Genomic DNA, 12,374 nt, shown 5'->3' with positions numbered 1-12,374 from the left:
TTTTTGCTTGAAAGTGTTGACATTGAACAGCTTATTGTAAAGATGTTCAACAATAAGATTAATAAAGCTTATTTGTATTATCCTGACGAAAAGGAAATTCTGAAAAAAGTCAAAGAAAAAATCCCTGTTAAAAAAGCAGGTGGCGGATTGGTTTACAATAAAAATGGTGAGGTTTTATTCATTTTTAGAGGTGGAAAATGGGATTTGCCAAAAGGTGGCTGCGACAAAGGCGAAGATATCGAAGATTGTTCTATAAGAGAAGTTGAAGAGGAAACTGGCGTGCAAGGATTAAAGATTACTAAAAAACTTCAAAAAACGTATCATATTTTTAAGCGCAATGGTGATTATCGTTTGAAAATCACGCACTGGTTTGAAATGAAAACCGATTTCGAAGACAAGTTAATACCTCAAAAAGAGGAAGGAATTAAAAAAGCGGTTTGGTTAAAACCCGAAGAAATTCAGGACGCTTTGAAAAATTCGTACGAAAATATCAAATTGTTGTTTGAAGAAGAAAATGAAAATAGTATCAAAATCTGATTCTTAATTGAAGAAAGTGTAATTTCTGAGCTTCTATAAAATTTTAATCACTTAAAAACTAGGAAATAGTTTTCCATAGCGTTTTGAGGCTTCGAGAAGTGGCAAACCTCGTAAACACTTCATTTCCTCCAAAATACAATTTCTTGCGAGAGAAAAAAGTGAACTTAGCATATTTTTCGCATTTCTTTTTTGTCTGTGGTTATTATTTTTAATTCTTATTATTTTCAGATTCAGCTACAAACATGTAAACTTTTTCAATTTTCTGATTTCTAATTTTTATAATTTCTATTGTATCTTTCAAAATGTTTCTATGATATTTCATATCACCAATTCTCCAATTATAGAATCTTATTGAATCAGTTTGTATTTTTCCATTAAGTGATTTTTTTTCTGAAGGTTTTTTGAAATTTGAAGATTTAATATATAGTGAATCATTTGGATCAGCATTTCTTATTTCAAATGTTTTATTCAGATACATACAATGAACATCTAGATTCAAATCATTAATTCCATTAATTTCTTTATATGAATGATTGTGAGGAGCACCAGTAATTGCTAAAAAACAAGAATTTAGAGTCAAAATTATTACTAAAAAGAGTATTATTTTTTTCATATAATTATTGTGCGGAATTTTTGGATTTATAATTAAAGCTAACTAATGAATTCATTCACATAGCTATGAGCTCTTTAAAAAAGCGAAACGTCTTATTCACTTTTTTAAAACTATGTTTCTATGTGTTTTAAAAACTCAATTTATCCTATAAACTGGATAGTTCAAATGTGCTTTTTCGTAATAGATAGAGTTTTTATGAACCCAATCTAATTGGGCTTCTGGGTTTTCGGCGAAGGCTTTGTCTTCTTGTTTCTTTTGTTCTAATTTGGCTCGTAATTCTGGATTTTTGTTCAGATATTCGTTGGCTAAGTCTTCAAAAACATAATCGGAATAGCCTTCTTTTTGCTGTAAAAGCGTGTCAAAAAAGTTCCAATTGAAAAAACTATCTATTGCTTCGGGTTCTAAGGTTTCTATTAGAAATTTCGCGCCCATTTGGTCGGTTTTGAACAAATAATCCCCTTTTCTAAAATTCATTTTTACTTTAGAACTTGTAATTTTTGTATTGTTGTGCGGATAATGTCCTTCGTAAGCCGTTTTGGCAGTTTTATAATCAGCAATTCTGTAGCTTTCTACTTCAATTATGGTATCGGTTTTTAATCTTCTGAACTCTAATTTGTTTTCTTTCAAACGATCAATTACTGGCCAAAATCCTTGCGGAATAACATAGGCATTCGGTATTTTCACCGTTTGAACCGATTTAAAATCGGCTAAAAACGGAATGAATTTGGTAAATGGAATTTTTCGATCGTAATACAATCTTTGTCCTGTGGTTACATCACTCTTTTTGTACTTTCCTTCATAACCTAGAAACGGAATTTTGGTAATTTTAGTCGTATCAATTTCCCATTTGATTGTATAATCGCTTTTTGGTTGAAATTGTTTTTGGTTTTCTAATCGTTTGGATTTAATGGTTTTATAATTTTTATCTGCAAAATTTATTGTCGAAACCATAAACTCATACGTGGCTTTGACACGACTGGCGTAGTTTTTTAACATGTGTGTTTCCACAACAAATCCCATCGTATTGAATAAGGAAGTGTAACCTGTAGCATATCTCGGACTTTCAAAAAACTGCTGAAAACCTTGGTCTGGTGTGCCGTGCCAAACGTTTACGTACGGTGTTGATTCTATCTTTTTTTGCTGTAAATCTTTGACAATCGATGGCGTCAATTCGTTTTTCATATAATCACCTAAAACAGTTCCTAATTTTTTAGGTTCGGTCATTATGTAGGTTAACGTATATTGATAATCTGCGCCGTTGCTCACGTGATTATCAATGAAAATATCGGGATTAAATTCTTGAAATAGTTTGTAAAAACTATGTGTGTTTTTGGTATCTGATTTGATGAAATCTCTGTTCAAATCAAAGTTTCGAGCATTTCCTCTAAAACCATATTCTTCTGGTCCATCTTGATTGACGCGAGTCGTTGAATTTCTATTCAAACAACCTCCAATATTATAAACAGGAATCGCAATCACAATTACATTTTTGGGTACTTTAATTTTTCCTAAAGCCAAATCGCGGTACAATTGCATTGTTGCATCAATTCCGTCAGGTTCGCCGGCGTGGATTCCGTTGTTTATTAATAGGATACTTTTTTCGGAAGAAGCATAATTTAAATCGAATACTTTGTCAGGATTAAAAATCACTACTTGCAAGCGTTCGCCACTATCGGTTTCACCCATATTGAGAACTTGAATAGTTTTAAAATCTAAGTCTAATTGCTCGTAATAACGAAGTATTTCTTGATAATCGGCGCTTTGATTGCCGTTTCCTTTTTCAAAATAGGTGTCGTATTTCGAATTGTCTTGGGCTGAAATGATTGTTGTGAATAGGAGGAAAGCAACTTTTATAAAACGCATGAGAATAATTTTTTTTGTTTTCAAAAGTAAGAATTATTTCAACTTCAAAAATCAATTTCAACTTCAAAAATCAATTTTTAGCAACACAGACCTGTCTGCCGACAGGCAGGTTTGTGAAATTTGAATAATTTGAAAAATTTATGTCAAAACTTGAAATCATCAACTTGCAACTTTTACACTGAGCTTGTCGAAGTGTGTAACTCGTAACCCGAAACCTTCAACTCGCAACTTTTTTATCTACCTTTGCCAAATGAATAAAAATCCACATTCCAATAATGTTCTTCTTAATTTAGGTATTGAGGAATTGAACGAAATGCAAGTTGCAGCGCAAGAAACGATCTTGAACGATACTAATGTTTTACTACTTTCACCAACAGGTTCGGGAAAAACTTTGGCTTTTTTATTGCCTATTTTTCAAATGTTAGACGATACTTTTAAGGACGTTCAATGTTTGATTTTGGTTCCATCGCGTGAGTTGGGTTTGCAAATTGAGCAAGTTTGGAAGAAAATGGGCACCGATTACAAAGTAAATGTTTGTTATGGTGGTCATTCTATTGATACGGAGATTAAGAATTTATCAAATCCACCGGCGATATTGATTGGAACGCCTGGTCGCATTGCCGATCATTTGGATAGAGGAACTTTTTCTGTAGATGCCATTCAGACGTTGGTTTTGGATGAATTTGATAAGTCGTTGCAATTGGGTTTTCACGAGCAAATGAGTTTTATCATTTCGAGATTGAACAAGTTGAACAAACGTGTTTTGGTGTCGGCGACTTCTGATATTGAGATTCCTAAATATACTAGAGTGTTGCATCCTACTGTTTTGGATTTTATTCCAACGGAAGATTCTAGTAGCAATTTGAGTTTGAAGCTGGTTGTTTCTAAAGAGAAGGACAAAATTAATTCGCTTTTTAATTTGCTTTGTTCTTTGCAATCGGAAGCGGCGATTATCTTTTGTAATCATCGTGATGCTGCCGAACGCATAAGCGACACATTGAACGAAAAAGGAATTTATTCGACGTATTATCACGGCGGAATGGATCAAGACGAACGCGAACGCGCTTTGATTCAGTTTAGAAACGGTAGTGTGAGTTATTTAATTACGACCGATTTAGCGGCTCGTGGTCTAGACATTCCCGAAATGAAGCATGTTATTCATTATCATTTGCCTTTAAAAGAAGACGAGTTTACCCATAGAAATGGTCGTACGGCGAGAATGTTAGCTTCAGGAACGGCGTATGTCATTGCGCACGAAAGTGAGAAAAAAATGGAGTATTTAGATTATAAAATGCCTGTTTTAAATGTAGAAAATGCAACTACTTTACCAAAACCACCGCAATTTCAAACGATTTATGTAAGTGGCGGAAAGAAAAATAAATTGAATAAAATTGACATTGTAGGTTTCTTTTCTCAAAAAGGAAAACTTGAAAAAGGCGATTTGGGTTTGATTGAAGTAAAAGATTTCATTTCGTTTGCTGCTGTTAAATCTAAAAAGGTAAAAGAGTTTCTTTCTAACATTCGCGATGAAAAAATGAAAGGAAAGAAGTTTAAAATTGAGGTTGCAAGGAAGGTTGTTAAGAAAGAGGAGTAGGTTTGTTTATTTAGATAAAGATAAACTTTAGACTAAGTCCAAAAACTCCAATTTCTTATAACCGATATTGTGTTCAGTATTTTATTTTTCTTTTAAAATGAATTTTCCTTCATTCTTTTTATTAAATTTTTCCTTTATGAAATCTTTGAACTCATCAGGATATTTTTCTAATCCTGTAGTTAATATAACTTGGAAAGATTTTTTACTTGCTTCGACATAATTCAAGGCGCTTTCAAGCAGAGTTAAATCTTTCTTCAAATTATCATCATCAATTCCTGAATCTTCAGGTGTATCTATAATTAGTAGTTTTGGATGTTTTACACTTTCGTATTTTATTGCTAATGCTAAAATAGTATAAAAATAAAGTAATCGTATTGGTACACTAGCACTTTTATTTTTATAAATTCCATCATCAATTATTGGCATATAATCTTCATTTATTTCGGCTTTATATGCGTCTGCTGAAGAATCTAATATTAAGTTTTCATATATTTCGTTAAAATCACTGATTATGGTTTTATTGTCAATTTCAAATTTTCTTTGCAATTTTTCAAATTCTTCTTTTACGTCTTTATAATTTTTTCTTGCTATTCTGTAATTTTCAATTAGTAACTGTTTTTCTATTGATATTTTCTTTTTATATTCTTCACTTTCAATTATTTTTAATTGTTTAAGAATTTCGTCGTGTAAAAGATTTATTGCTTCTGTATTTGTATCTACACTTGTAGAACCAATCAAAGTTTTTAGTTTATTTGTTTGTTCATTAATTATGGTCTCTAGTTTTTCTTTCTTACTGCTAAAATTACTTATTTCTTTTGTGTAAGAATCAAGAGCTGTTTGTATAGTTTCTAAACTTTTTTTCTTATGTTTCAAGATATTTTCATATTCTTTAGATGTATATCTATATTTTTCATAATCTTCGTCAATTATTTCTGAGCCACATAAACAATGATTATCTTTAGGATTATGCTCAGATAAACAAAATGGACAAACTTTAAATGAAAAAAGATTTAGTTTATCATTTGTAAAAATAATTTTCTCTATTTCATTAATTTCATTAGACTGAGATTGAAAATAATCTAGAATTTTGTTGTATTCTATTTCGTTACTTCTTAATGCAATATTTAAATCGGATATTTCAATTTCTTGTTGAATAATCTCATGCTGTAACTCAGAAATTAATATTGTTTTTTTATCTACATTTTTATTTGAACTCATGAATAAATCTCTTTGAATATATAATTCTTCAAGTTTTGAATTCATATTGTTCAAATCATTATCTATTTTAAGTAAATCTAAGTCAATACCCGAATATTTTTCTTCAAAATTTTCTAGCTTTAGTTGTTCCTTATCTCTTAAAATTGTTTTTTGTTTGAAATCTTCAAATTTTCGAAAATATTCATCTGACGATATACCTAAAAGTACTTCAAAAATGGTTTTTCTGATTACTAGAGAATCCGTCACAAAGTTTAAATTTGTTGGCTCTTTGTAGATTTTCTTAGAAGGTGTGTCTTGATCGTAAATAATTAAGCGAAATAAATCGTTTATATTTAATCTCCACTTTATCGTTCCTAAATTTAATTCTTGTTTTGTTATCGATAACTTATCTAATAACCAATCTGAAAAAATTTCAATATCAGAATCGATTTCGCTTTTTCCTCTATATATTGGTAGAGAGTAGTATTCATTTTTAAAATTAATATGAATGATATTTCCACCTATGAAGCGTTTAAGCGAATAGCTTTCTGAATTAATTTCAATATCTAGTTCAATGTAATTATTTGTGTCATTAATTATTTCATGATATTTTTCGGTTTTATTTTCAGGGTTAAAATATTTCAAATATCCACCTAAACAATATTCTATGAAAAATGTAAATGTGCTTTTCCCAGAACCATTATCACCAATAATAATATTTATACCATTGTCAAGTTTTGGTGATTCGTAATTGTATTTATCGCCATCATATTTGACTTTTTTTATTACTAAACTTCCCATGTTATGACTTTATTATTAGTAAATATCGTATCCACAATATTTTTTATAGTTAGTATTTTTAATCTCGGTAATTCCGATTTTAGATTTTTTATATTTTCAATTTCCTTGTAAAACAAATTTTTATCAAAAAAATCATTTGGAATATTTTCTTCTATTAACCAAATATCCAATGAATTTCTTCCATAATTGACATCAACACCTATGTAATTTTTATTTTTTAAAATTAATATCAAATGTGATAAAAGTTGTTTTTTAAGATGGGATTTACTGTATATTATTGCTAATTCATGTTTGCTTAACTCATTAAAACTTGAATTTGTTGAAATAAAATGAGTTAAATATGCAATTTTTCTAAAATCTTGGAACTTACTTTCCTGAGAATTTGCTCCAAGCACTTTTAATAGAACTAATAAATTAAATGTCAAAAAGTTATAATCTTCTTTTTGAATAAACATTATCCTTTTTTTCGCTTCTAGTTTAGTTGTTATCATGCGTAAATTCCTTTTTCGTCAAATGAAAGGTAACAATCATTAATTAGTGCTAAGACTACCTTTCTAAGAAGGTCTTTGTTTTTTAGAGGATAAGTATAGTCTTTAGATTTTTCTTCTATTATTTCACAAGCCTTATTTGTATATTTTTCTATTAGTTCATTAATAATATCAATATCAATTGATTTTGAATTATTATTTTCACAAAATTCAATTAGTTCATCTTGGCAAACTTCAAAAATTCTATATTTCATAGCTCTTACTTCTCTTTCTGAGAATCTACTGAGTTCTGCTTCACCTGAAGCAATATCTCTACTGTATTTTACAATTCTTAGATTATTTATTTTTGGACAAACGTCAGTTATTTTGTCTGAGAAATTCCTAATGTCTTGTTGTTCCAAATTATCCCAATTTTCTGTTCCAGATAAATCAATGTTTTTGGAATAGCTATCGTAAAGGTTTGGATTTATTTGGTTTATAACAATTTTTTGAATTTCCAAAATATCTTCATCTGTTAAGTCATTTATTTTTTTACATAAGTCTTTAATTGACCACTCTTCAATTTCAATTTTATCTCCTGCTTCAATATTTATATCATTAGTTCTGTTTGGCTTATCCATTTTAACATAAAGCATAATTAACTTCTCATATCCATATTCCATTTTATACTTTTCAATAGTATTTCTAACTTTTGCAATTGAAGTTGTAGATGTTACTTGTATAGCTAATTTTTTTTTATCATCACCTAAATCAATTGCAGTAAAATTACTTTCTTCTGCATTTAAATTTTTAAAATTTCTATCTTTATAGATTATATTTAGTAAATCTCTGAAAAAATTTTCTAGTAGAATGTTGATGTCTTGGAGATTAAGGTGATTATGTAAATCTACCTTATTAGCTATGTGACTCAAAGCTTCAGTTATAATAGTAAAATTAGATCTACTCATATTTTGTTCATTTCGGGTAATATTGTAAACAACTTTTGTATGTGTAACATAAATAAACTTTTACGATTATTTGTAAGGAGTTTGTAATTAATCGTAAATATATAAAATTTGTTTCTACAACAATTACGGTTTTCCTCATTCCATAAGAAAAAGCTAAAAATTAGTTCTAACTTTTAGCTTTTTAGAGGGTTTTGTTGGGTTTTGTGGGTTGATTTATTTATTTTTTCTTGAATGAATTCGTGTGGTGCAGGGTAAAAGTTGAAATAAAAAAAACGCAAAGTCAGGAGACATTTGCGTAGCTTTATTAAGGAACTCTTTGCGAAGCTGGTAATTACAAGTAAGTATTTTTTGTTTTAAAAACCATAAAAAATGTAGCGGTCGTCAAATTTTCCGTTTTTGATTTTCCAAACTACCACATAACCACCCGCGCCGTCGCTATTGATTGCATCGATGTAGATGGTATTGCTTTTTTCGTCGTGATGAACGGTAATGTTTTGTAAACTTGGTTCGTATAAATTTTCGGTGGCGCTTTTTGGGAGTTGGATTAATTTATCATTAATTTTTACTTGAACCGCTTCATATTGTGTTTTTGGCACTTCACCATCAGTGCCGTAATAGTGCTTTTTGTCAATGAGTGTAATTACTTTTTTGTTTTCTTTGGAATAGTTAAAATGGTGTTTTTTAGGTTCAAATGTTGCTTTGGTTACCTTGATTTCAATGCTGTCGTTGCTTAAAACTACCTCGTTGGTATTGATTGATTTTCTCTTTATTTCTTTGAACTCTGCAATGCGCTTGAATCTATCGTTGTAGATATAGCCGCTGAACGATTTGTTGTTTTTGTAATAATCAATCATTACCCATTGACCTTCGCGTTCTAAGTCATAAATTAAATGACCTTTTTTGAGCGTGTCTATCACTTTACTCACTTTAGAGGCTTCTTTTCTGACATTTACAAAGCCATCTTTATCATTAATAATGGATTGTGAAAAGTGCTTGTTTGTTGCTATTATTGTGACAAGTATGGTGATTACTACATTTATTTTTTTCATTGTCAACTTGATTGGGTTCAACATTTTACTTTTTTAGTCTAAGTTTTTTAGGTCAATTTAGCTTTTAAATTCGAAGTGGATTATTGGTGAAAATTGGATTTAATTTAAAACTTGGGCTTGTGAGAGAGGGCTTGATGCTTTGTGATTAATACTCTATTGTAAGTTGCAGTTGCTCAAAGTCTTGTTTTTTTCCTTGTTTGCCGTTATCGAAAATTAAATTTAACCATTGTCTCGTGGATTGGATGAATTGAATTTGGTTTTGATTTTTAAAATGATCTAAAAAGGTGTTTTCAGTACTTGATTGGTATTCAAAAACGGCTTTGGTTAAGACAGTACAATTGTTTTTATGTATTGTAGGTTCTGTTTCTGCTTTTTTTTGTCCTTTAAATGGAAGTCTAAAGGTCCACGGCAAATCGGTTTGGTTATCATTTTTTATGATATCAATTAACATTCCTTGCGGGAAATAGTCTGGTTGGTATTTAAAGGCATTTTGGAACAATGTTTCGGTATCATCGGTATTGACTAAACACAAACCAAAAGGTGCGAAACTGTTGGTTTTAAAATCTACTCGTTGCCAAAGTCCCATAGGTTTTGTTTTGTGGCTCGTAATCTCGTTGTGATCGTGCACCCACAAAATTTCTAAAAAAAAATTTTCGAAATAAAATTTGCGGTTGGTTGTTCCTTGTCCGATATGAATTCTGCTGCTTCCTTCGGTTAAACCAAAGTCAACTAGTTTATCGGCGATTTTTCCTTTGTCGGTTGTTATGATGAAAATGTGGTCAATATACATGGTACTGGTTGCTCTTGTTTTTATTTGTTTAGCAATTGTTAGTAGTGTTACGTGACTTCAAGAATTAGTGTATTTCGTTAACTATCAGTCACAAAAATAGTAAAAACATTGATTTAATCGTAACAAGATTGCTAAATATAAAGCTTTGTTATTTTTGTAATTGTGATTGGTGGTGGTTTTATTTTTTGGAGTAAATTTTTAAAGTTTTTCTAGTACCATTGGTAATGTTTAAATAGTTCTCAAAAATTGTCAGTAATTTTTGTTTTGGCAGACCATTTTACATTTTTAAGATTTGCAATCGTTTTTTATCAATAGTAACTCGATAAAATAAATCACCAACAATTACGGTTTTCCTCATTCCATAAAAAAAGCTAAAAATTAGTTTTGACTTTTAGCTTTTTAATAGTATTTTTTAATCTTTAAATCAATTTATATTCTCACCGAATCCGGTACTAAAACGGTATAATCGCCACCATTTCGTAATACATCGCGCACAATACTTGAAGAAATGTAAGAGGTTTTGGCTGCGGTTAATAAGAACACGGTTTCAATTTTAGACAATCTTCTGTTGGTGTGGGCAATGGCTTTTTCAAATTCAAAATCGGCAGGATTTCGCAAGCCACGTAAGATGAATTCGGCTTTTTCTTTTCGGCATAAATCAATCGTCAACCCTTCATAAGTGACTACTTTAACTTTGGGTTCGTCTTTAAAAGCCTCTTCGATAAAGCGTTTTCGGTCTTCAAGAGAAAACATGTATTTTTTTTCGGCATTGATTCCGATGGCTACAATAACTTCATCAAACAGTGAAATTCCTCTTTTAATAATGTCGTAATGACCGTTGGTAATAGGATCAAAAGAACCGGGAAATATTGCTTTTTTCATGGTTAGTTTATTTCAAGACAACTTATTTCTGAATATAATGGATTTGTTAAAAAATCGATTATGGTTTCTCTTTTATGTTGCAGAATTTCAATTATATTATTTGTAGTTGTGTTGCCTGTTCTTAGCCAAATTATTTTTGGAGGATGACCTTTTAAATTTGAAATTTCGAAAAAATCACTATCAAAAGTTACAATTGTAAAATTATTTTGTTTGGCAAATTTCCATATTTTATCGTCAGACATTCCTTCTAATCCCAATTCTCTAACTTGCTTAGAATTTGGAAATAAAGTTTGAACTTTTTGAACGATCCTAAAGGATATATTTTGGTCAAACAATAAGCTCACGATGCTACTCTAATTTTATGTTCTTTATCAGCTGCATAAGCTAAACAAGATTTTATTTTTTCTTCTGACAATTCAGGAAAATCAGTGATAATTTCGTCGATGGTCATTCCATTGGCTAACCAATTTAGGACATCATAAACCGAAATTCTTGTTCCTTTAAGGATTGGTTTCCCAAAACGAGTTTCGGGATTTATTTCTATATGTTCTTGATAATTTATCATAAGCTACTTTTTATGCTAATTTAGTTAGTTTTTGTAAAGTTAAAACTTTATTTCTTCCAAATTAGTTTTCTTTTTAACGCTAAACTAATTTCGTTATCAAGCAAATCGCTCATAGGCATATTCGAGTAAGCTGCTTGTTGCGGGAAAATACTTTGTGGCGATAAGCCCGGATTGGTATTGATCTCGATAAAATGCGGAATATCGTTCATTATAATAAAATCGGTTCTTGAAAAACCAGACATTCCGAGTGCTTCGTAGACTTTTTTAGCGGTTTCTTCTACACGATTTTTTACTTCTTCGGAGATGTTGGCTGGCGTAATTTCTTCGGATTTTCCTAAATATTTGGCTTCATAATCAAAGAAGCTGTTTTGAGATATAATTTCGGTGATGCCCATTACTTTGGTTTCGCCTTTGTAGTTCATTACACCCACAGAAACTTCACGTCCGTTAAGATAGGATTCTATCAAGATGTCGTGGTCTTCGGCAAAAGCAAAATCTAATGCTTTTTGAAAATCATCTAAGGTGGAAACCATCGAAACCCCAAGAGAACTTCCGGATTGGTTTGGTTTTACAAAAAAAGGTAGGCCTAATTGCTCAGCCACTTGTGCGCCGTCAATAGCATCGCCTTTAGATAAATAGATGGATTGTGCTTTAGGAATATCAAATTTGGACAATACGGAAAGTGTATCACGCTTGTTAAAAGTCAAACTTGATTGGTAAAATCCGCAACCGGTATAAGGAATTCCTAATAATTCCCAATAAGCTTGCATGTGTCCGTCTTCGCCTGGCGTGCCGTGAATGGTATTGGAAATGACATCAAATGTGGTGGTTTGGTTGTCTTTAGTGAATGAAAAATCAGCTTTGTTTATGGGATATTTTACTCCGTCAACCAAGCAATACCAATCGTTTAACAGGATGTGTACTTCAAACACTTGGTATTTGTTTTTATCTAAATTGTTAAGGATTAATTGGCCGCTTCTTAACGAAATTACAGATTCGTCAGAATATCCACCCATTACAACAGCTACATTCATTGAAAATAGTTTTT

Annotated in this window: 13 protein-coding genes; 2 read left to right on the top strand and 11 right to left on the bottom strand. The window is 30.7% G+C overall.

Going from position 1 to position 12,374, the window contains the following annotated elements; all coding sequences use genetic code 11:
* Positions 1 to 537: NUDIX domain-containing protein (locus Q0050_RS02520; protein ID WP_298392356.1), on the top strand; the 537-nt coding region annotated here is incomplete at its 5' end.
* A 208-nt stretch (positions 538 to 745) separates the two neighbouring features.
* Here the strand turns inward: Q0050_RS02520 and Q0050_RS02515 are convergent.
* Together Q0050_RS02515 and Q0050_RS02510 are read right to left on the bottom strand one after the other, a co-directional pair.
* Positions 746 to 1,150, bottom strand: coding sequence for a hypothetical protein (locus Q0050_RS02515; protein ID WP_298392354.1), 405 nt, complete (start codon positions 1,148 to 1,150; stop codon positions 746 to 748).
* Between the two features lie 135 nt (positions 1,151 to 1,285).
* Positions 1,286 to 3,013 carry a hypothetical protein gene (locus Q0050_RS02510; protein ID WP_298392352.1) on the bottom strand — a complete coding sequence of 576 codons (1,728 nt, stop codon included), beginning with the start codon at positions 3,011 to 3,013 and terminating at the stop codon, positions 1,286 to 1,288.
* 250 nt (positions 3,014 to 3,263) lie between these two features.
* Here Q0050_RS02510 and Q0050_RS02505 point away from each other — a divergent pair, with 250 nt between their 5' ends.
* Positions 3,264 to 4,607 carry a DEAD/DEAH box helicase gene (locus Q0050_RS02505; RefSeq protein WP_298392350.1) on the top strand — a complete coding sequence of 448 codons (1,344 nt, stop codon included), beginning with the start codon at positions 3,264 to 3,266 and terminating at the stop codon, positions 4,605 to 4,607.
* Positions 4,608 to 4,688: 81 nt separating this feature from the next.
* Here Q0050_RS02505 and Q0050_RS02500 read toward each other — a convergent pair whose 3' ends face one another.
* The 9 genes from Q0050_RS02500 to Q0050_RS02460 form a co-directional block, all read right to left on the bottom strand.
* On the bottom strand, positions 4,689 to 6,605 hold the full coding sequence (locus tag Q0050_RS02500) for an AAA family ATPase (protein WP_298392348.1): 1,917 nt from the start codon (positions 6,603 to 6,605) through the stop codon (positions 4,689 to 4,691).
* The gene (locus Q0050_RS02495; RefSeq protein ID WP_298392346.1) at positions 6,593 to 7,096 is read right to left on the bottom strand and encodes a hypothetical protein; all 504 of its coding nucleotides are present in this window, start codon (positions 7,094 to 7,096) and stop codon (positions 6,593 to 6,595) included. The genes Q0050_RS02500 and Q0050_RS02495 overlap by 13 nt, the downstream gene beginning before the upstream one ends.
* Positions 7,093 to 8,040: an SMEK domain-containing protein gene (locus tag Q0050_RS02490; RefSeq protein WP_298392344.1), complete on the bottom strand. Its 948-nt coding sequence runs from the start codon at positions 8,038 to 8,040 to the stop codon at positions 7,093 to 7,095. Before Q0050_RS02490 ends, Q0050_RS02495 begins: the two co-directional genes overlap by 4 nt.
* Before the next feature lie 353 nt (positions 8,041 to 8,393).
* Entirely contained in the window at positions 8,394 to 9,089 is a 696-nt protein-coding gene (locus tag Q0050_RS02485; protein WP_298392343.1) for an SH3 domain-containing protein, read from the bottom strand.
* A gap of 145 nt (positions 9,090 to 9,234) precedes the next feature.
* Positions 9,235 to 9,879, bottom strand: a complete 645-nt coding sequence (locus Q0050_RS02480) for a hypothetical protein (protein ID WP_298392341.1) — start codon at positions 9,877 to 9,879, stop codon at positions 9,235 to 9,237.
* A gap of 429 nt (positions 9,880 to 10,308) precedes the next feature.
* Positions 10,309 to 10,761 (bottom strand): pantetheine-phosphate adenylyltransferase, encoded by a 453-nt coding sequence (gene coaD, locus Q0050_RS02475; RefSeq protein WP_298392339.1) that lies wholly within the window; start codon positions 10,759 to 10,761, stop codon positions 10,309 to 10,311.
* A gap of 2 nt (positions 10,762 to 10,763) precedes the next feature.
* Entirely contained in the window at positions 10,764 to 11,105 is a 342-nt protein-coding gene (locus Q0050_RS02470; RefSeq protein ID WP_298392337.1) for a DUF5615 family PIN-like protein, read from the bottom strand.
* Positions 11,102 to 11,326: a DUF433 domain-containing protein gene (locus Q0050_RS02465; RefSeq protein WP_298392335.1), complete on the bottom strand. Its 225-nt coding sequence runs from the start codon at positions 11,324 to 11,326 to the stop codon at positions 11,102 to 11,104. The genes Q0050_RS02470 and Q0050_RS02465 overlap by 4 nt, the downstream gene beginning before the upstream one ends.
* A gap of 47 nt (positions 11,327 to 11,373) precedes the next feature.
* The gene (locus Q0050_RS02460; RefSeq protein ID WP_298392333.1) at positions 11,374 to 12,360 is read right to left on the bottom strand and encodes a D-alanine--D-alanine ligase; all 987 of its coding nucleotides are present in this window, start codon (positions 12,358 to 12,360) and stop codon (positions 11,374 to 11,376) included.
* Between the last annotated feature and the right edge of the window lie 14 nt (positions 12,361 to 12,374).

The sequence above is a fragment of the Flavobacterium sp. genome (assembly GCF_027483985.1).
In the GTDB taxonomy this organism is placed as follows: Bacteria; Bacteroidota; Bacteroidia; order Flavobacteriales; family Flavobacteriaceae; genus Flavobacterium.
Note: the sequence above shows the minus strand (reverse complement) of the source record. Positions and strands in the feature narration are given on the sequence as shown.

Excerpts from the sequence above, each read along its gene's own strand:
- Q0050_RS02465 (WP_298392335.1), bottom strand. The coding sequence starts at position 11,326 with ATGATAAATTATCAAGAACATATAGAAATAAATCCCGAAACTCGTTTT.
- Q0050_RS02485 (WP_298392343.1), bottom strand. The coding sequence starts at position 9,089 with ATGAAAAAAATAAATGTAGTAATCACCATACTTGTCACAATAATAGCA.
- Q0050_RS02490 (WP_298392344.1), bottom strand. The coding sequence starts at position 8,040 with ATGAGTAGATCTAATTTTACTATTATAACTGAAGCTTTGAGTCACATA.
- Q0050_RS02460 (WP_298392333.1), bottom strand. The coding sequence starts at position 12,360 with ATGAATGTAGCTGTTGTAATGGGTGGATATTCTGACGAATCTGTAATT.
- Q0050_RS02480 (WP_298392341.1), bottom strand. The coding sequence starts at position 9,879 with ATGTATATTGACCACATTTTCATCATAACAACCGACAAAGGAAAAATC.
- Q0050_RS02495 (WP_298392346.1), bottom strand. The coding sequence starts at position 7,096 with ATGATAACAACTAAACTAGAAGCGAAAAAAAGGATAATGTTTATTCAA.
- coaD (WP_298392339.1), bottom strand. The coding sequence starts at position 10,761 with ATGAAAAAAGCAATATTTCCCGGTTCTTTTGATCCTATTACCAACGGT.
- Q0050_RS02515 (WP_298392354.1), bottom strand. The coding sequence starts at position 1,150 with ATGAAAAAAATAATACTCTTTTTAGTAATAATTTTGACTCTAAATTCT.
- Q0050_RS02510 (WP_298392352.1), bottom strand. The coding sequence starts at position 3,013 with ATGCGTTTTATAAAAGTTGCTTTCCTCCTATTCACAACAATCATTTCA.
- Q0050_RS02505 (WP_298392350.1), top strand. The coding sequence starts at position 3,264 with ATGAATAAAAATCCACATTCCAATAATGTTCTTCTTAATTTAGGTATT.
- Q0050_RS02500 (WP_298392348.1), bottom strand. The coding sequence starts at position 6,605 with ATGGGAAGTTTAGTAATAAAAAAAGTCAAATATGATGGCGATAAATAC.